The sequence below is a fragment of the Ketogulonicigenium vulgare WSH-001 genome (assembly GCF_000223375.1).
Lineage (GTDB): Bacteria > Pseudomonadota > Alphaproteobacteria > Rhodobacterales > Rhodobacteraceae > Ketogulonicigenium > Ketogulonicigenium vulgare.
The window spans coordinates 268,592-286,667 of sequence record NC_017384.1; the positions used below are offsets into that span (position 1 = coordinate 268,592).

The window sequence follows — 18,076 nt, forward strand, 5'->3', positions numbered from 1 at the left end:
GGGATGGCCTTCAGAACGTGAGCGTGACGGTTTTCGGCGCGCCCCGCCCGACAAGGGCGGAGAGCTGGTAGATGCGGATGTCGAGCGTGTCGCCCGGGCCGAGCAGCACGCCCCAATCGGCGGTCTGCTGGGCCGCGGTGTAGAGCGCGCTGGTGATGGCCGTGCTCAGCACCCGCTTCACCGTGGCGCCGTCGAGGATCTCTACCTCATAGGCTTCCAGTTCCTCGGCGAGCGGCACCTCCAGCCCGCCCCAGCTGTCGGCGGCGAGTGCGCGGGATCGGCGTGTCCAACGGATGGTCAGGTCGCCGGCCGTGCGCGGCCGACGCCATGGCTGGTCGACATGGGCGACGGAGAACGGCCGAAGCCCGATGCCTGCGGGCGTGAAGGCCTGCGCGACATAGGTCTCGTCGCTGACCGGGCGGTTCGCGGGGCCGATGCGCCAGTTCCATGGGATGCCGAGATCGGCCTCGGCGATCGGCAGGGACGCGAGCGCGGTGTCCAGCACCACGATTCGCGCACCAGAAGTCGCCGGATTGCCCATGGCGCCCTCGGTGCCGCGCTGGCCGCGCAGGAGCCGGGTCAGGCGATACCGGCCGGGGGCGATCAGTTCGGCCGCACCCGCCTGCACGATCTCCCAGACACCGGGCGCGCTCTCGACGGCAAGGGCATTGGCGCCGCCGAGCAGCGTAAGGTCGGTGACGCTTTCCATCGTGCCGGTCAGCAGATCGACGACCAGTACATTGCCGAGGTCGAAGCGCGAAGTGGGCCCGGCGTAGAGGTCCGATACCAGCGTGCCGATGCGGGCACGAGCGCCAAACGTGGTCTGCAGTTCGAAGCCATCGGTCGAGGGGCTGCGGTAGACCGCCATCTCGCCGGGCCAAGGTACCGCGTGCGCCGCCGCGAAGGGCCGATGCGCGGCTTGATCCTCGGTCAGCTGCGGCAAGTCGAGGAGGACCGCTTCGGGCGCGCCGAAGACGACCGCCTGCGACAGCGCAGAAGGTCGCGGAGCCCCGGGCGGCAGGTCGTAGGCCTCCCGATCCTGGCGCACGGCCTCGATGCCGCGCGCGTCGGCATCCGCCATCGAGATGAGCCGCAGCGGGATGGACCGGCCGTCATGGGCGAGCATCACGACATCGGCCGGGTCGAGTGCGAGCCGTGACGGCGGCAAGCGGAAGGCTGCGCTCTCGCGACCGGTCCAGGCTTCCATCAGCGCGCGACGGCAACGGCGCTCGGCCTCCTCAGGCGGCACCGCCATCGGGAAGCTCTCGGAGGCGATGCGCGTCGTGTCGACGGTGATCCGCCGGGCCTCGACCTGAGCCGCCTCGTAATCCTCGTCGGCCCGGGCGACCTGCCACTTCAAGGCCTGCGGCAGTTCGGTCTCCTGTCCGCGCGTCAGTTCCAGCACGTCGCCTTCGCGGGCTGCGACCAGATCGTCGGGTGCGACGCTCGCCACCGCCGCCCTCCCGCGCATGACGAAGCGGATAACGCCTTCGGTCTCGACAGCATCGAAGCCGAAGTGCCGCGCGAGCGTGGTGATCGAGGCGCGCGGGCTTTCGAGCGCGCCGATGGCGTAGCCCTCGACCGCGCCCCAGAGGCCGGTGACGTCGATGCGGGTCCCCGGTAGTCCGGCGCGCAGACAGAGATGGCGCACGAGTGCCGCCAGCGACACCGCCCCGAGCCGCCCGGTCAGCCAGTGGCCGAGGCGCCAGTTCGGGCCATCGGTCCAGACATCGGTCAGTTCGGGGAAGAACGGGTATGGCCGCGCGTCCCAGGTCCAGGCCGCGCATTCCGGTACATCGACCATGCGCCCACCGTAGACCGAGGACAGCGGGTTGTTCGCGGCCTCACCCCAGAAGAGATAGGTCGCCTCGAGATAGGCGCGCTGGATGGTGTCGTCGCGCAACCCCGTGAGAAATGGGGCGTGAAACTCTCCGACGACTTCGGGTCGAAGAAGACGTGGGGCTGGTTGGTACCCCGGTCGATGGCCGGGCAGCCGAGTTCGGTGAAGCGAATGGGCTTCGATTGCGGCACCCAAGCCGTCGGCGTGCCGCTCTCCACCCCGCCGGGCCGGTCGTAGTGCGGGTTCGACCACCAGCTGCGCAGATCCTTGTAGCGGAAGACCCATGGCTTGCCCGCGGTGCCATCGGTGATCGGCGTGCGGACCTGTGCGGAGCGGTCAGCGGCACTGGCATAGAACCAGTCGAAGCCTTCGCGGCCCGCGATGTTCGCCTGCAGATAGGCCTGGTCGTAGATCGCGGGCCAGCCCTCCGTCGCATCTTCATGCTTGAACCCGTCGCGCCAGTCCGACAGCGGCATGTAGTTGTCGATGCCGACGAAATCGATGTTGGCATCCGACCAGAGTGGGTCGAGGTGGAAATAGACATCGCCGCTGCCGTCGCCCGGATGGTGGCCGAAGTATTCCGACCAGTCGGCCGCATAGCCGATGTCTGTGCCTGCTCGGAGAATGGCACGTACATCGGCGGCGAGCGCCTTGAACGCGGTGACGGCGGGATAGGTGCTGGCAGCCGAGCGGATGGTGCTCAGGCCGCGCATCTCCGAGCCGATCAGGAAAGCATCGACCCCGCCTGCCACCGCGCAGAGATGGGCGTAATGCAGCATCATGCGGCGCAGGCCCCAGTCGCCCGCGGGGCCGGTCCAGGAGAAGGTGTCACCCGAGATCGCGAAGTCGGACGGGCTGGCAGTGCCGAAGAACGCCTCGACCTGGCTCGACGCCGTGGCTGTCTTGTCCACGCTCCCGGCATAGCCCGCCGCGGGCGAACAGGTGATCCGCCCCCGCCAGGGGAATGTGGGCTGGCCCAGCTCGGCGGCGTTGTCGGAATACGGGTTCGGCAGCGTGTTGCCGGGCGGCACATCCATCAGGATGAACGGATAGAAGGTGACGCGCAGCCCGCGCGCCTTCATCTCCCGGATCGCCTGCACCACCGCGAAATCGGCAGGCGTGCCGCCATAGACCGGGCGGTCTTGGTCGTCGCGGCTGACGAGAAAGGCATTGGCGCGGCTGACGCCATTGACCGACCAGCCGACCGGCGTCGTGGATTTGGCCTCGACCTCAACGCCCGGACGCAGCTTGCAGGAGCCCGCGCGCAGGTCGTCGCCGAACCAGGCGACGACGAGGCTGACGCTCTCGACGGCCGGCGCCATGGCCTGTAGCCGGTCGAGCGCCACGACCATGTCGGAGGTGTCGGGCAGCGCGTTCAGGTTTTCGGCCTGCGTCGCACCGCCCGAGGATTTGCGGATTCCTTCGGTGGCATAGGTAAACTCGCCCGAGGCCGGGATCAGGGTGACGGCGCTGGTCAGCCCCTCGGCGGTGTCGGGGTCGGCGAGCGGCCGGAACACCTCGAAGGAGAGCTGCGGCAGGCGGTTGCCGTAGCTCGACAGGGCCAGCTCCTCGAAGACGACATAGGCGGTGCCGCGATAGGCCGGCGTGTTCGCCGCCCCCATCTTGGCCGAAATGAACGGATCGGGACCTTGAGCCTCACTGCCGGGATACCAGCGCCAGGTGACGCCGGAGAGGTCCATCGGCTTCCCGTCCGCCCAGACGCGCCCGATGCCGGTGATCGGACCCTCGCAGAGCGCCACGGCGAAGGAAGCATAGTAGAGATACTCGGTCGTCTTGACCTTGCCGCCCCCGCCGCCCTTGCCGCCGCCCTGCGTGGTGGTCCTCGTTTCCTCGCGAAAATCGGTGGCCCAGATGATGTTGCCGCCGACGCGCATCCGGCCGTAGAGGCGCGGGATCACCGCCCCCTCGGTGGAGGACGTGATGCGCAAGCTGTCGAGCCGCGTCCCTTCGATCCGCTGCGTCGGCGCGAGCGAGGACACGATCCAGCTGTCGACGACTGAGCCGATGGTGGAGCCGATGAAGCCGCCGATGGTCGCGGCGCTGACGCCGAGGATCGCGCCACCGATCGAGCCGCCAATGGCGGCACCGGCGGCGCCGAGAATGAGGGTGGCCATGTCGGGGTCTCAGCGTTGCGGAAACAGGAAGGCGAAGGCGATGCGCCGCCGCCAGGCTTGGGTGAGCGGCTCCTCGATCACGCCGAGGCGCTCGTAGGCATGGAGCCGAGCAGCGACAGGTCCGGGTCGAGCACTTGCGCCGCGGTTTTGTTCAGCATCGGTTTCAGAAGCCCAACCACGGTTTCGTGCAGCCACTCGCGGTTAATCTCGTACATCTCGAGATCCGATGTCGGCCTCAGGCCCCCATCCTTTCCGAAGGCTCCGACAACGCGCGACATGCCCTCGGTGCCGGATGGCTTGACCTCGGCTTCGCCGCCCATGTCGTCATCGTCGATGAGCACGATGTCCTAGCGCCCCCGCCGATCAAGAAGACCGCCCTGAATCATGCGGTCCGGATCGAGACCTATTTCGCGCAGATGCTCGCCGCTGACAGCGTCCTCGATCCGGTCGTGAAGCATGACCAGTTGCGGGAAGATCCCGCGAAGGTCGGTGGGTTCGATCTGCTTGAAGGCGCTCAGAATGCCCCAGGCATCGAGAAGCGCGAACCCGAGGTTCCGTTCATCCGGATCCTTGTTGCTCTGAAGGTTGCAGCTCTTCGAACCGGAAATGGTGATGTTGAGCGTGCGCACCGTTTCGTCACCGATGCGATTGTAGCTGACGGCAATCCCCACGCGGCTGAAGCCATCGGCGCGGCGAAATATGTTGTTGGGCTTCAGATAGCGGTCGGCTACCTCCTCGATGTCGTCGTCGGCCGCCACCTTCAGAAGAAGCTTCCGGCTCCATGAGCCAAGGCGGATTTCGGCCTCGAGGACGCGCGCATCCGTGATCTCGTAGCCTGGGATACGTGGCAGATCGAGCCGCAGCGAACTCCGGAAACGCGAGAGGTTGTAGCGCTTCCAGGTCAGCGGTTTCTGCGACACGTCATGTCCCAGCGCCTCCTCAGCAAATGACCCGGCAACGCCCTGCCGCACGACCGGGCTGTCGGCGCAAACCTCGATCTGTCGGATGGCGGGCGTGTAGATGAGAGTGGCCTCGTTCGGCGGGCGATAATAGATCGTGCCCCGGCGCCCGTCGTCACGATGGTCATGGACGCTCGATAACGGTCCGCCATGGCGAACGATCAGCATGATCGACGCTGGGTGCGCGGCAGTGGCGGGCAAATCCAGCGCCTTCACCGTGCAGGCGGTCTTGAGCTGCAGAACCGACGTGATCTTCGCGGCCAGAGCTTTCTCGTCGATTGACCCCGAATTGAGGTTGACCGCTTTCTCGAGTTCCACCTCGAAGGCATCGTAAAGCTTGCCATAGTCCCTGAATTTGCGGGCGAAGTGGAAACTCTCGGCGTCCTCGAATGTCTGGCGGGCATTCAGAAATGCCCAGATGCTCTTGCAAAGCGGATCGGGTTGCCGATCAAACTCGAGCGTTTGCTCATCGTCGAGTTGTTGTTCGGTGATTGCCGTGAGCGAATCGATACCCTTGCCTTCGGCCAGTGCCAGGACACGGCGTGATCTTTGCTCGGCGGGCCGCAACTCGTCTGCATCGAATTTCGACAGGATCTGCAACAGGCTCTGCCGAAACCCGTGAGCCAATTCCTCATCCGAGGGATCTGGAACATCTGTGGGCAGGCCGAAATCGGGCTCGCTGTCGCCCTCTCGCACCGCGAGGACAGCCCGGACGAGGTCAATGCGGGCATCCTCGATCAGGCTATGGATGTGCGGGCCGACCGGGGATGCCTTTCGCGCCATGAAACCACCTCAACGAATACATTCTCTTGATTGATTCAACTTCCGATAATCGTGGACAAAACCGCACCCTGCAAGACCCGATGTTCTTAACCTGTTCGCATCCAGGAATGTCGTGACGCCGTGATGTCCCATTGGCACCCGCCAGGTGGCTTTTGATCGGTAACACCACCGATCACGGCTACCACGACATGAAACGCCCCAATCCGCTGCCGCCCGACCAGATGACACCCGGAGAGCGACGCGCGGAACTGTGCGGCCTTCTGGCGCTTGGGCTGGTTCGGTTGCGGATGCGGGAGGCGGGCGAAGTATCTGACAAGTCTGGAGAACGTTGCCTACACTATCCGCCCGACCAATGCCGTCATGCAACTCCAACTCGCAGGAGAGATGCATGAACAAGCCCGATCCCATCCCCGCGCGCCTGGCCGCGCTGAAAACCATGCCGACGTCAGACCTGAAGCAACAGTGGTGCGAGTTGTTCGACAGCGAACCGCCGCCGTTCAACCGGCGCTACCTTGAAAGCCGCTTGGCCTACCGCATCCAGGAACTCGCCTATGGCGGCCTGAAGCCGGAGACCATCCGACGTTTGGAGCGGCTGGGCGAGGAACTTGACGGTGGGGACAAGAAGAAGCGCGGCATGCGCCTCGACCGCGACCGTCCCATCACTGGCACGCGCCTCCTGCGCGAATGGCAGGGTGTCGAATATATCGTCACGGTCACGGCCGATGGCTTCGAGTGGCAGGGGCGACCCTACAAGTCGCTTTCGGCCATCGCGCGGGCCATCACCGGCACGCGCTGGAACGGCTGGGTGTTCTTCGGACTCAGGAATCACAGGGGGCGGACATGACGAGGCCGCCGGAAAAATCGAAACCCGTTCGCAAGCTCCGCTGCGCCGTCTACACCCGCAAATCCTCCGAGGAAGGGCTGGAGCAGGAATTCAACAGCCTGCATGCCCAGCGCGAGGCCTGCGAGGCCTACATCGCCAGCCAGCGTTCCGAGGGCTGGGTGCTGGTCCGCGATCAGTATGACGACGGCGGCATCTCCGGAGGCACGCTGGAACGGCCGGGCCTGCGGCGGCTCATCGACGACATCGAGGACGGGCTGGTCGATGTGGTGGTGGTCTACAAGATCGACCGCCTCAGCCGCTCGCTGGCGGATTTCGCCAAGCTGGTCGAGGTGTTCGACCGGAACGGCGTGACCTTCGTCTCGGTTACGCAGTCGTTCAACACCACCACGTCCATGGGACGGCTGACGCTGAACATCCTGCTCAGCTTCGCTCAGTTCGAGCGTGAGGTGACGGCGGAACGCATCCGCGACAAAGTCGCCGCCAGCCGCAAGAAGGGTATGTGGATGGGCGGGGTGCCGCCCTACGGCTACCGGGTCGAGAATCGCAAGCTGCTGGTCGACAAGGAAGCCGCCACGCATGTGCGCTGGATCTTCGCCCGGTTCATCGAGATCGGCTCCTGCACGGAACTGGCGCGGGAGGTTGGCACGCGCGGCATCCGCACGCCACGCGGCAACCGGATCGACAAGAAGTACATCTACAGGATGCTGTCGAACCGCGCCTATATTGGCGAGGCCGTCCACAAGGGCGACAGCTATCCCGGTGAGCATGACGCGATCATCGACCGCGCGCTATGGGACAAGGTTCACGCCATCCTGCAGGAAAGCCCGCGCAAGCGGGCGGCACGCACCCGCGCCGACACGCCCGCGTTGTTGAAAGGCCTGCTGTTCGGTCCCGATGGCGCGGCGTTCTCGCCGACGCACACCCGCAAAGGCGGCAAACTCTACCGCTACTATGTCAGCCAGACCGTGCTGAAGCATGGCGCCGGATCCTGCCCGGTCGGGCGCGTCCCTGCGGGCGAGATCGAGGCGGCTGTCATCGACCAGCTCCGCGCCGTGTTCCGCCAGCCCGAGATTGTGGCCGGGACGGGGAAAGCGGCGCGCACCCACGCCGACGACATCACCGAGGCTGACGCACGTGAGGCATTGACCCGGCTCGATCCGCTGTGGGACGAACTGTTCCCGGCTGAACAGGCGCGCATCGCAGCGCTATTGGTCCAGCGGGTCGAGATCGCTACCAGCGGGCTCAACGTCCGCCTGCGCATGGACGGACTGGCGGCACTGGCGCGCGAAATCACCGCCGATTTAGGAACAGCCGCATGACCCGGACTCCATCGGTCCCGGAGACCGTTACCATCCATGTTCCGTTCCAACTGGTTAAGCGCGGCGGGAGCAAGGAAATGCAGCTGCCAGAGGGCGCCGCGCAAGCGCGGAAACCGGACAACACGTTGGTCAAGGCTTTGGCGCGCGCGTTCCGCTGGAAGCGCATGCTCGAGTCAGGCGAGTTCCTGTCGATTTCCGAACTGGCTGAGCACGAGGGCATCGCCTTTACATACATGGCACGGGTCCTACGCCTGACACTGCTCGCGCCCGATCTAGTCGAGGCGATCCTGGACGGCAGACGGGGGCAGAAAGTGACGTTGGCGCACATCATGGAACCACTATCGATCATTTGGTCGGACCAACGCGCTTACCTCCTGTAATCGCTCGCTTTATGCTTGTGTCAGCGCGGTTAGCTCCCGTACTGTAAGGCTGAAAATGAGGCGGCAGTTGGGATTGCACCGTCACACGACGAGGCGCTACCGGGACGAGTCTGGCTCCCCTTTCTTTTCTTTAATTCAATCTCTTAGGGAGCGGTTTCCATGATTCCAGCCGACAAGAAGAAGGCGGACGCCAATCCAACCAAAGCATTCTTTGTTCGCATGATTACCCGAGATATCACGCTGGAAGACTGCATTTTCGATTTGGTAGACAATAGTATCGACGGGGCTTGGGAACTGGCGGGCGGCCATCCGTTAAGCCTCAATGATAAAACCGATCTCTCCGCCTATAAGATCAGCATCAAGATCGAGGAAGATCGCTTCGAAATCTCTGACAATTGCGGTGGCATCACATTGGACGATGCAGCCGACTATGCCTTTACTTTTGGGCGCAAGGACGATGCCGAGACCGAAAACTTTAGTATTGGCGTCTATGGTATCGGAATGAAACGAGCGGTTTTCAAGCTCGGCACAGCGATTGACATACGAAGCACGTACGAGGTCGACGGCAATTCTGCATCCTTTCGCGTGCCGATAAACGTTGAGAATTGGCTGGCCTCTGGTGACGAAACCTGGGACTTCGACATCGAGGAAGCCGAACATTTGGACCAAAAAGGGGTTCAAATAACTGTCTCTGAGCTCACTGAGGCAGCTAAGAGGTCATTCGAAAGCCCACGATTCATCCGAAACTTGAGACGCGCGATAGCTCGAGACTATGCACTCCATTTGCACCGCGGGCTCGTAATCGAGGTTCAAGGTACGCCGATCTCTGGGTGGAAAATAGAGCTTCGACAAGGTGGCGACTTCAGCCCGATGCGGGCTCAGTTCGAAGAAGTGATGGACGGGGAGAAGGTTTTCGTCGAAATTTTGGCCGGTATGGCTGCTCCACCGCCGAACGATAGCGAGCCCAGCGATGACTTCGATGAAGGACAAAACACATCCGGGTGGTATGTAATCTGTAATGGACGGATCGTCCTCGCCGCCGACAAGACCACTTTGACAGGTTGGGGAACCGAGGGCTGGCCTCAATGGCACCCACAGTATACGGGGTTCATGGGGATCATAATCTTTTCATCTCGACGCGCTGATCTCCTGCCTTTGACGACTACAAAGCGCAGCGTCGACGAGACCTCGGCCATCTACAGGCAGTTTCGCTCAAAGATGCGCGAGACAACAAAGGAATGGATTGCCTACACAAATACACGAAAGCAGATTCGGGAAGAAGCAATTCAGCGAGAAGAAGTCGCCAAAGCCGTACCCATATTCGAAGTTGCCATCCGGCAGGAAGTAGAGCTTCCAAAGATCGCACAGAAACCGAAGATCCCAGAAGCAAATGTGCTGTACACCGTCCCGAGGTCGCGACTGAGAAATCTCGCTTCGGCTTTTGGTAATATAAATATGGCCTACAAAGATGTCGGCCTGCGGTCGTTCGAGTATGCCTTCAAAGATCTTGTGGGTGACGAGTGATGGCTTCTTTTGACTCGATCAACTACAGCATTCGCCCGAGCAAAAGTGTCCAGAGAGGGTTGGTTTTTGAGGGTTTGCGCCGAATCGCCAATGAAATTGATGTCGGAAACGCTGTATATGTTGGTTTCGGTTCAATTTGGTTTACCGACTTTGTTCAGGCCCACAAGATTCTAAATATCGACGACATGGTTTCCATCGAGGCAAACGATGTCGGGTTTCGGCGCGCGACCTTCAACAGAGTATATCGAACGATCACCGTTGTAGAGGGTCGCGCAAAGGAACGGCTGCCCGATGTCCTTGAAATCGATGGGTATAGTGCTCGCCCTTGGGTCATATGGCTGGACTACGACAGTGCGCTAGACGAGGAGATCGTCGAGGACATGCAGTGGGTGGTGACGAATGCACCGCCCAATAGTGTCGTCCTTTTCACTTTCAGTGCGACCCAAAACGCATATGGCAAGCCAGTAAACAGACCCGAGCGGATCCGAGCGCTTCTGGGTGATGTAGTTCCTGATGAGCTTTCAAGGGATGAGTGCGAGAAGGAAACGCTCCCAACGACCCTTGCACGCCTGGTTTCAGATTTCTTGAAGTCGGAGGTCGCCGATGCAGCGCGGCCTGGAGGGTTCATCGAAGCCTTTAGGCTGCCGTATCTGGACAGTGTGGCAATGGTGACTGTGGGCGGAGTTCTTCCTGCAAAGGGAGCCGCCGCCGCTGCACGGGCATTGGTTGCAGACAATGCTTGGCGTGGCATTGTCGGGGAAATCATTGAAGCTCCTCCAATGACCCTTCGAGAAATCGCTACGCTGCAGGCGGAGCTGCCGACCGTCGCGGAGTTGACCCGGGCCCGCATCCAGGAACTTGGGTTCGACCTGCACGAGCGTCAAATCCGGTCCTTTCAGCAGTACTACAAATATCTGCCGAGTTTCGCGGAGATCGTTGCCTAGGCTCGATGCGATGGATTCAACCCAGAACAGGAGCAGCGGTCCGTTCCTCTCGAACCCAAAGAGAAGACCCTCATGGCCGACCACGTAACGGCGGAGCGCCGCTCGTACATAATGTCGAAGGTCGGCCAGAAGGACACGAAGCCTGAGCTTGCCCTGCGTCGCGCACTACACGGGCTCGGATATCGCTTCAGGCTCCATCGTCGCGATCTGCCGGGCAGTCCGGACATCGTGTTCCCGTCGCGGAGAAAGGTCGTGTTCGTGCACGGTTGCTTCTGGCATGGTCATGGCTGCAGATGGGGTCGACAACCCAAGTCCAGGCCGGAATACTGGCTGCCGAAGATTGAAACAAACAGAGAACGTGATAAGAGAGTCTTAACCGAGCTGCGAGACGCTGGATGGGAACCACAGGTCGTTTGGCAGTGCGAGTTGAGGGACATCGAAGGAGCCGTCGACCGGGTCGAAGCCTTCCTGAGAAGCTAGGTTTCGCTGGTCAAGCGAGCGGCACACCGATATGTTGGGCGAAAACGTTGGAGGCGGCGGCATGGCAAGACCGATTGGAATCGATTTGTTCTCGGGCGCGGGCGGTATGAGCCTCGGCTTCGAGCAGGCCGGTTTCGATGTCGTTGCCGCCGTCGAGATCGATCCCGTTCACGCGGCGGTCCACAAGTTCAATTTCCCGGACTGCGCGGTCATCCCCCGATCAGTGACGGACGTCTCCGGAGAAGATATCCGCGCCGAGGCCGGGATTGGCGATCAGACGGTCGATGTCGTGTTCGGCGGAGCTCCATGTCAGGGGTTCTCATTGATCGGACAGCGCGCGCTCGACGACCCGCGAAACGCTCTGGTAAAGGATTTCGTACGCTTGGTTCGCGAACTGGAGCCGAACTACTTCGTGTTCGAGAACGTGAAAGGGTTAACTGTCGGCAAGCATCGAAAGTTCCTTTTCGAACTGATCGAGGAATTCGAAGAAATCGGCTATCCCGTCCAACGTGACTGGCGGGTTCTGAACGCGGCTGACTATGGCGTGCCGCAGGATCGTCAGCGCTTGATTTTGATGGGTGCAAAGAAGGGCCGCTCTCTTCCGGACTACCCCAAAGCGATCGCAGAACGCCCGACCTGTCAGGACGCTCTTGCCGATCTTCCAAACGCAGAGGAGTTCGAGCGCCTTCGAAATTCCGACTCCATCAAGACAGCGGCCTTCGGAAAGCCCAGCGTCTACGCCGAGCCGCTACGGGGCCTTGGCAACGACGCATGGGCGTATGGCCACCCTCGGAATTGGGATCCGAAGAAACTGACCTCCAGCGCACGTACCGAACACACCGAGATTTCCCGTCGTCGCTTTCGCGAAACGGAACAGGGTCGCGTGGAACCGATCTCGCGTTTGTTCAAGCTGCCGGCCGACGGCGTTTCGAATACGCTGAGAGCGGGGACGGATTCTGCTCGTGGCGCGTTCACTAGTCCGAGACCGATTCACTATGCGTTCGACCGGTGCGTAACTGTGCGCGAAATGGCGCGCCTCCACGGCTTTCCAGACTGGTTTCGCTTCAACGTCACCAAATGGCATGGCGCTCGCCAGATCGGAAACTCAGTGCCGCCTCCGCTGGCGCGTGCGGTGGCCAGCGTCGTTATCGCTGCGCTGGGGGTCCGCCCCACGCGACCGACCGAGACTGTGGATCTCGGCGACGAAAAGCTCCTGAGTATGGGGAACACCGAAGCCGCTTCGTATTTCGATATCCAGAACCCTATCGGACGCCGCGACAAGAAGAGCGGTGCGCGAAAGCGGAAACAGGAAGAGATCGAGGCTTCATATGCCCTTCACAGGGGGACGCAACTCGTAGATGGCGTCGCTAGCTAGGGTCAATTCCTCCAGCGCCGACGCTTCCAACCGCGTCACTGCAGTGAACTCGGTCAGGTAGAACCCGACGCCTTTGATCGTCCGCAAACCGATGGGAACGACCGTGTCCACCTCCGCTTCCGCGAAGGCGGCACGGACTTGGTTGATGATCTGGCTCTGAATAAGCGGGTCCTTGGCCTGCTTCGCTTCACAGGTGACTAAAACGGATTCTGGGCGTTGCGGATCGCCGGTCTTGCCAAGAAAGAGGGCGTCGATCTCGGTCGAGCGCAGCTTGATCCCCATTTGAAGATGGGCCAGTTCGAGCAGTGGAAACGCGGCTGCCACCGCGAAATGGGTCTCGACGACGCGCAGGTTGATCGCAGTTTGAACCAACCAGGTCTCGTCGGAACGCCCCAGCGACTTGGTAACGAGCGGAATACTGATCGACTGGACCGGATATCGCGGCGCATCTTCGCGAACTCCGAACGCATCGGGGAACGGCTCTGTCTGTCTTGGTCGATAAGGTATGAACTCGAAACACTCTCCGTCGCCGGTCCGCTGGACCGCCGCGAAGCGTTTGGCCGCGACCGAAACCGGCCAGTTGCTGGAGGCATTGGCGCCGCGCAGCAGATCTTTCATGAAGTTCGCAGGATTGCGGTCGCTGAGCGTCGAGCCGTAAAGATCGTTGCACTCGCGAATGGCCTCCGCGACATCGTCCAAGCTCATGAGGCTCTTGTCCAGAGCGCCCGTCGAAGCGTTCCAGTACTTGTCAAACAGATGCTCGACGACTTTCGTTTTCTGTGATCGTGCCAACCTGCGCGCCTTCCGATTAACCAGAAAGATAATCGCCCGAAGCGGGTGCGACGTTCAATCCCTTTTGAATAGAGCGGGTTGCATACCTTCGAGCTCGCCGAAACGAGTTGAGTATTCAGCTTCGCGGCCGTCTTACGAACTCGACAAAGGCCTTGTCCAAATGCGGCTCGTCCCATCGTTCGGCGACCGCCAGCCAGCGGTCGAGGTGGTCGCGGAACCCCGAATCGTCAGCCTTGAGATGAAAGGTGTAGAGCCGGTCGACGATCTGCTGCATCAGGTTTCGCATTTGGTCGTCGTCGAGATGGGACGCGCCAGACCATGGAATCTGGCGGCCGTCGGCATCGATGATGAACACGTCAGAATAGTCGCCCGTGTGAGTGACCGGGACAGTCCCAGCGTGCAATTCCTCGATCCCCGTGTTGCGCACACAGATAATCGCCATCAGTTTCGCCAGCCGGGCGGCGATGCGCTCCTCGTCGGCCGGCTTCATGGTTCGGACCTCTTTGGATCGATCGACAGCGGCCTCACGAACAACTCTACGAGAGCCGCTTCGGCTCGGGCCAGTCGATCTTCTGTCATGGCGAGCGATTTCGCCTTGCCGATGGGACCGTGGATCAGCCCCTTGGCGTGCGGCCGGTCGGTGATCGACCAGTCGATCCCTTTCCAGACGCGATTGCCGTCATGCAGCGTCAGGCTGAGGATCGCCAGCGCCGCGTCGTCGAGCTTGTCGGTGTCGAGGTCCGGTTCCGCCATTTATAGCCTCCCTCACCGACAGGATGCCGTCGTCGCCGGAAATTCTCAATGGCGGAAGGGAATTGCGAGGTTGCATGGGGAAAAGAACGGGTTGGATTTGTGTTCCTTTCCACAAACGCCACTGGCATCGAAGTGTTCAGATGGCGCGAGGAACTGTCCCTATACTTTCAACTGGTTACGGGCTCTACACCGAATGCGCGTAGTCGAGAGGTCCGGAGAATATGGGGCCTCAGAGAACGTGTCCGGCTGCTGTGGCGAGGACGCCAGTGCGAAGCCCCACACGCATAACCCCCGAAAACAACGGAAAAATCCGGCCGCAGCCGGATCGGGAGAACCGTTGTTTAAGGGCAAATGGCGGAGCAGGTGGGATTCGAACCCACGGGACCATCACTGGCCCGGCGGTTTTCAAGACCGCTGCCTTAGACCACTCGGCCACTGCTCCGACGGCATGACTAGCGCCGGTCGCGGCCAAAGCCAAGGGTCAAACAGATGAAATCTTTGGGTGACACTTGGGTCACCCAAAGACTATTCGTCGCGCGGCAGCGTCAGGGCAAATGCGGTTTTGTCGTGGTTCACGCGGATCGTCAGCATCGATTCCAGCGTGAAATAGCCGCGCAGCAGCCGGAACGAGATATAGCTGGGCAGGCCAAGGATCGCGCGTGGCATACCGGCCAGTAGACAGGCCAGCATCGCGACCAGCGCCGATGCGCTGAGCATGACCGCGACCAGCGGTTGCCACATCATCAGCCCCAGCGGGCCGGATCCCAAGAAATACTCCAGAATTCCGTATATAATCAGCGGGATCATCGCCGTCCGCCGGGCCGAGTTGAACAGCATATAGGGCAGGATCACCCGGCCACGCATCGTTGCGCGATGCCCCAAAATCATCTGCCGCCCGCGCGAGCTGATATGCAGAACCGAACGGAACCAGCGCAGACGCTGTTCGCGTAAGTGTTCAAGGCTGACCGGCACTTCAGAGATATAGCGAATGCGCGGATCGACCATGATATCATAGCCCAACTCGCCGATACGCATCGAAATATCGGTGTCCTCGCCGTTCATGCCGCTGACAAAGCCGCCCAGCTCGCGAATAACTTCAGTGCGATAGACGGCCAACATGCCGGGGACGCCGACGACGCTATGCACCCCTTGCAAGGCGATGGAATAGAAGCCGTGCTTGACCAAGGTCTCGATTTGGCGCGCGGAATCAAAGGGGCCGGTGCCGGGAACAAGGGGCAGGCCGCCGACCACACCCATGCGCGGATTGGCAAACCACGACAACGCGCGGGCGATCGAGCCGGGCAGGATCTGCGTATCAGCATCGACGCGCACAAGGTAATCGGTCTCGGTCAGGCGCAGGCCGGTGTTCAGGGCATGGGCCTTGCCGGGGGTGCCCTCGCGGATCACCTTGCCGATGATATGGGGGCTGGTGGCAAAACTCGCCTCGGCAATGGCGGCGGTCGCATCGCGCGAGTTGTTGTCGATCAAAAGGACGGTGACATTGCCGGCATAGCCCTCGGCGGCGCTGTCGAGGGCGCGGATCGTGCGGGCGATGATATATTCTTCGTTAAAAGCGGGGACGATGATCGTCACATCGGGGGTAAAGCCGTCGCTGCGGATCATCCGCGCATGGCGCACCCGCGCAACGGCATAGAGCATCAAAAAGAACAGTGGCAGGACCAGAAAAACGCCCGGCCCAAGGCCGCCGATCAGCCCGCTTTGGCGCAGGGCGGCCAGCAGGGTATGGGCGTGCTGTTCGACCCAATGGGCCAGCAAGATTGCGATCAGCAGCAGCGCAACGCCCAGGCCCAAATCGCGGGCAAAGCCGGTGGCGCGCCGGCGCAGGGTGATCTCGCGCGGCAGTGTCGCGTGCAGCAGCATCTTGCGCGCAAACCAGCCCCAAGCGATCAGACCGCTGATCACTTCGATCACATGCAGGGAAAACTGTAATCCGGTCAGCAGCATAATACCGCCCAGCACCAGATCGCCGCATAGATAGATCAGGATCAAACCGGGCAGAAAATCAACCAGCAGGCGGGTGCTGGTTTGCACGTCGCGCCCCCAGAACATGGCAAAGCTGATCAGGAATGAAAGCGCATAGGCGCGAAAGCCGATCGCCTGCGTGCCGGTATAGCCGACATCCAGCACGTAATCGCCCGTCGGGAAATAGGCGTGCAGCCCGCCGTGGTTCAGGGAATAGACCTGCACTGCCGCCAGCAGGGTAAAGACGGCCAGCATCTTTGGCGCCTGCCACACCGAGACCGGTGCGGCAAAGCTGCCGGGCGCGCTATCCACCGATGCGAAGACGGCGGGAGCGCTTTGGCCAATCGTGACTGCCATGGTCTATCCTAAAGGACGGTGCCGCTGCGCGGCACAAGGATCAAGATTGCTACCGCGCGGTCGGCCAGCTGGCGCTGCGTGGCGGGGTCATCAAGACGGCCCAGCACGCGTCCGCGATCATCGCGCAGATAAACCCAGGCCTCATATCCCAGATAGGCAGCGCTGACATTCTCGGGCAGCGGCAGATCCAGCGTGCGGGCGACCAGAACCTCGGCTTTGTCACCAACGCTCGCAAGCGGAGGCAGGTCGGCCAGCATCATCATGGCGGCCTGTGCCTCAAAGCTGAGCAAAGCGGCGGTGCCGCCGGCGTCAAAGCGGGGATGCGCACCCAAAAGCCGCTGCAATTGCGCCGGGATATCGTCGATCACAGCCGTCCCGGGCTGCAACACCGACGTTGATTCAAGTTCCGCAACCAGCAGTGGGCCATCGTTGCAAATACCCTCATCGCCATAGGCACGGCCCAAGGTGATCTCTAGCTGGTTGCTAAGGCCGGTCAGCGCGGCGGGAATATCGGCGCTGCGTACGACTTTGCCCGCGCTGGCGGCGAAACTGTCCAGCAGATGGCCATTGAGCATGACCGAGACCATCCAGCCATCTTCGCGCGGAAGATCGGCGCCCAACGTCCCAAGGTTCAGGCTGTAATCAATGCGCCCCGGTGCGCGTCCGTCCGGCAGGTCTGCCGCAGCATAGCCATAGCGCCAGACTTGAGTGCCGGTAAAGCTGCGTCCGCCGCCAACGGCCGGGTCAATCAGTTGCAACGGCCATTTCGCCGCGACCGCTGTATCAGACGGCAACAATGCGCCAAGCGTGTTCAGATCCTCGAGCGTGCCCAGAAATTGCGGCGCATCAATTGAATCCTCCGCGACCAGATTGAGATTCAGCCCGCTTTTCAGCCCCTCGACCGCCGCAAGCAAAGCTGTACCGGCCTGTGCATCATCGATGGCAACCGTGGGCCACGAAAGGCCAAAGCGCTGCCCCGCCGCGCGATAGCGGTCACTGATACTGTCCAGCGGCGGTGCATTGGTTGCGATCATCGTGCCGGGCAGGATATTCACCAGCGCATTACCGGTATTGACGCTGCATACGCTGCTGGTCGAGACGCCCGTGATCGCAAAGGTGATCTGTACTGAATTCAGCGCCAGGTCCTGCTCTTGCAGCGGAATGCGCAGCTCGCGCGTTTCGCGGCCATCGGCCAGCAGCACATCGGCGCGGCGCGCGCCATTGACCGACACACGCAAGGTCGCGTTCACATTCAGCGGAATTTCCGAGTCAAAGCGCAGGATCGCTTCGGCCTCGGTCAGGCGTGTTTCGCGTGGCAGCAAAAAGGTCATGCGGCCATAGCCGGGCAGGCCGGTCAGCGCAGGTGCGCGTTCCGACAGGCTGCCCGCCGGCAAGATGGTCGTCCCGCCGGACAAGATGGCTGCTGCAGGGGCGGGTGTCGCCCCCGGCAGCACCCGCGCAACACTGGCGCGAACAGCGCTGATCTGCGCGGGCGACAGGCCGGGATTGACCTCTTGCCCGCGCGCCACTTGCACCGTGACATATGTGGCCCAACCAGCCGCACCCAATACACCCAGTCCAACGACTGGCAGAACCCATTTCAACATA

14 protein-coding genes, 1 tRNA gene and 2 pseudogenes are annotated in these 18,076 nt (G+C 61.9%); 7 read left to right on the top strand and 10 right to left on the bottom strand.

The window, feature by feature from the left end; all coding sequences use genetic code 11:
- Positions 1–10: 10 nt before the first annotated feature.
- The 4 genes and pseudogenes from KVU_RS01280 to KVU_RS01295 all read right to left on the bottom strand — a co-directional run bounded on the left by KVU_RS01280 (position 11) and on the right by KVU_RS01295 (position 5,717).
- A pseudogene (locus KVU_RS01280) lies at positions 11–3,975 on the bottom strand (baseplate multidomain protein megatron).
- A 9-nt stretch (positions 3,976–3,984) separates the two neighbouring features.
- A pseudogene (locus KVU_RS16205) lies at positions 3,985–4,080 on the bottom strand (peptidase); the annotation flags it as partial.
- Positions 4,053–4,316 carry a hypothetical protein gene (locus tag KVU_RS01290; protein WP_013383512.1) on the bottom strand — a complete coding sequence of 88 codons (264 nt, stop codon included), beginning with the start codon at positions 4,314–4,316 and terminating at the stop codon, positions 4,053–4,055. The pseudogene KVU_RS16205 and the gene KVU_RS01290, both read right to left, overlap by 28 nt.
- 6 nt (positions 4,317–4,322) lie before the next feature.
- The gene (locus tag KVU_RS01295; RefSeq protein WP_013383513.1) at positions 4,323–5,717 is read right to left on the bottom strand and encodes a hypothetical protein; all 1,395 of its coding nucleotides are present in this window, start codon (positions 5,715–5,717) and stop codon (positions 4,323–4,325) included.
- A 388-nt stretch (positions 5,718–6,105) separates the two neighbouring features.
- On the opposite strand from KVU_RS01295, the gene KVU_RS01300 reads away from it, so the two are divergent.
- The 7 genes from KVU_RS01300 (at position 6,106) to KVU_RS01330 (ending at position 12,583) form a co-directional block, all read left to right on the top strand.
- Positions 6,106–6,561, top strand: a complete 456-nt coding sequence (locus tag KVU_RS01300; protein WP_013383514.1) for a DUF2924 domain-containing protein — start codon at positions 6,106–6,108, stop codon at positions 6,559–6,561.
- The gene (locus KVU_RS01305) at positions 6,558–7,880 is read left to right on the top strand and encodes a recombinase family protein (RefSeq protein WP_013383515.1); all 1,323 of its coding nucleotides are present in this window, start codon (positions 6,558–6,560) and stop codon (positions 7,878–7,880) included. The genes KVU_RS01300 and KVU_RS01305 overlap by 4 nt, the downstream gene beginning before the upstream one ends.
- Positions 7,877–8,260 carry a hypothetical protein gene (locus KVU_RS01310; protein ID WP_044008003.1) on the top strand — a complete coding sequence of 128 codons (384 nt, stop codon included), beginning with the start codon at positions 7,877–7,879 and terminating at the stop codon, positions 8,258–8,260. The genes KVU_RS01305 and KVU_RS01310 overlap by 4 nt, the downstream gene beginning before the upstream one ends.
- 159 nt (positions 8,261–8,419) lie before the next feature.
- Entirely contained in the window at positions 8,420–9,784 is a 1,365-nt protein-coding gene (locus KVU_RS01315; protein WP_013383516.1) for an ATP-binding protein, read from the top strand.
- Positions 9,784–10,728, top strand: a complete 945-nt coding sequence (locus tag KVU_RS01320) for an O-methyltransferase (RefSeq protein ID WP_044008004.1) — start codon at positions 9,784–9,786, stop codon at positions 10,726–10,728. Before KVU_RS01315 ends, KVU_RS01320 begins: the two co-directional genes overlap by 1 nt.
- A 72-nt stretch (positions 10,729–10,800) precedes the next feature.
- Positions 10,801–11,208, top strand: a complete 408-nt coding sequence (locus KVU_RS01325; protein ID WP_014537487.1) for a very short patch repair endonuclease — start codon at positions 10,801–10,803, stop codon at positions 11,206–11,208.
- A 61-nt stretch (positions 11,209–11,269) separates the two neighbouring features.
- Positions 11,270–12,583, top strand: a complete 1,314-nt coding sequence (locus KVU_RS01330; protein WP_013383518.1) for a DNA cytosine methyltransferase — start codon at positions 11,270–11,272, stop codon at positions 12,581–12,583.
- On the opposite strand, the gene KVU_RS01335 is transcribed toward KVU_RS01330, so the two are convergent.
- The 6 genes from KVU_RS01335 to KVU_RS01360 form a co-directional block, all read right to left on the bottom strand.
- Complete coding sequence (locus tag KVU_RS01335; protein ID WP_044008005.1) at positions 12,533–13,375, bottom strand: hypothetical protein; 843 nt, start codon at positions 13,373–13,375, stop codon at positions 12,533–12,535. The two genes, KVU_RS01330 and KVU_RS01335, sit on opposite strands and share 51 nt — an antisense overlap.
- A gap of 115 nt (positions 13,376–13,490) precedes the next feature.
- Positions 13,491–13,865, bottom strand: a complete 375-nt coding sequence (locus KVU_RS01340) for a hypothetical protein (RefSeq protein ID WP_044008006.1) — start codon at positions 13,863–13,865, stop codon at positions 13,491–13,493.
- A complete protein-coding gene (locus KVU_RS01345; RefSeq protein WP_044008007.1) occupies positions 13,862–14,128 on the bottom strand; it encodes a DUF6429 family protein in 267 nt (88 codons plus the stop codon). The genes KVU_RS01340 and KVU_RS01345 overlap by 4 nt, the downstream gene beginning before the upstream one ends.
- Before the next feature lie 352 nt (positions 14,129–14,480).
- Positions 14,481–14,570: transfer RNA gene (locus tag KVU_RS01350), tRNA-Ser, on the bottom strand.
- 83 nt (positions 14,571–14,653) lie between these two features.
- Positions 14,654–16,468 (bottom strand): glycosyltransferase family 2 protein, encoded by a 1,815-nt coding sequence (locus KVU_RS01355; RefSeq protein ID WP_013383519.1) that lies wholly within the window; start codon positions 16,466–16,468, stop codon positions 14,654–14,656.
- 8 nt (positions 16,469–16,476) lie between these two features.
- Complete coding sequence (locus KVU_RS01360) at positions 16,477–18,075, bottom strand: hypothetical protein (RefSeq protein ID WP_013383520.1); 1,599 nt, start codon at positions 18,073–18,075, stop codon at positions 16,477–16,479.
- Position 18,076: the final 1 nt, after the last annotated feature.

Bases quoted from the DNA above. Each gene is read 5' to 3' on its own strand.
- KVU_RS01355 (WP_013383519.1), bottom strand. From the start codon at position 16,468: ATGGCAGTCACGATTGGCCAAAGCGCTCCCGCCGTCTTCGCATCGGTG.
- KVU_RS01330 (WP_013383518.1), top strand. From the start codon at position 11,270: ATGGCAAGACCGATTGGAATCGATTTGTTCTCGGGCGCGGGCGGTATG.
- KVU_RS01295 (WP_013383513.1), bottom strand. From the start codon at position 5,717: ATGGCGCGAAAGGCATCCCCGGTCGGCCCGCACATCCATAGCCTGATC.
- KVU_RS01320 (WP_044008004.1), top strand. From the start codon at position 9,784: ATGGCTTCTTTTGACTCGATCAACTACAGCATTCGCCCGAGCAAAAGT.
- KVU_RS01340 (WP_044008006.1), bottom strand. From the start codon at position 13,865: ATGAAGCCGGCCGACGAGGAGCGCATCGCCGCCCGGCTGGCGAAACTG.
- KVU_RS01305 (WP_013383515.1), top strand. From the start codon at position 6,558: ATGACGAGGCCGCCGGAAAAATCGAAACCCGTTCGCAAGCTCCGCTGC.
- KVU_RS01300 (WP_013383514.1), top strand. From the start codon at position 6,106: ATGAACAAGCCCGATCCCATCCCCGCGCGCCTGGCCGCGCTGAAAACC.
- KVU_RS01315 (WP_013383516.1), top strand. From the start codon at position 8,420: ATGATTCCAGCCGACAAGAAGAAGGCGGACGCCAATCCAACCAAAGCA.
- KVU_RS01345 (WP_044008007.1), bottom strand. From the start codon at position 14,128: ATGGCGGAACCGGACCTCGACACCGACAAGCTCGACGACGCGGCGCTG.
- KVU_RS01360 (WP_013383520.1), bottom strand. From the start codon at position 18,075: ATGTTGAAATGGGTTCTGCCAGTCGTTGGACTGGGTGTATTGGGTGCG.
- KVU_RS01325 (WP_014537487.1), top strand. From the start codon at position 10,801: ATGGCCGACCACGTAACGGCGGAGCGCCGCTCGTACATAATGTCGAAG.
- KVU_RS01310 (WP_044008003.1), top strand. From the start codon at position 7,877: ATGACCCGGACTCCATCGGTCCCGGAGACCGTTACCATCCATGTTCCG.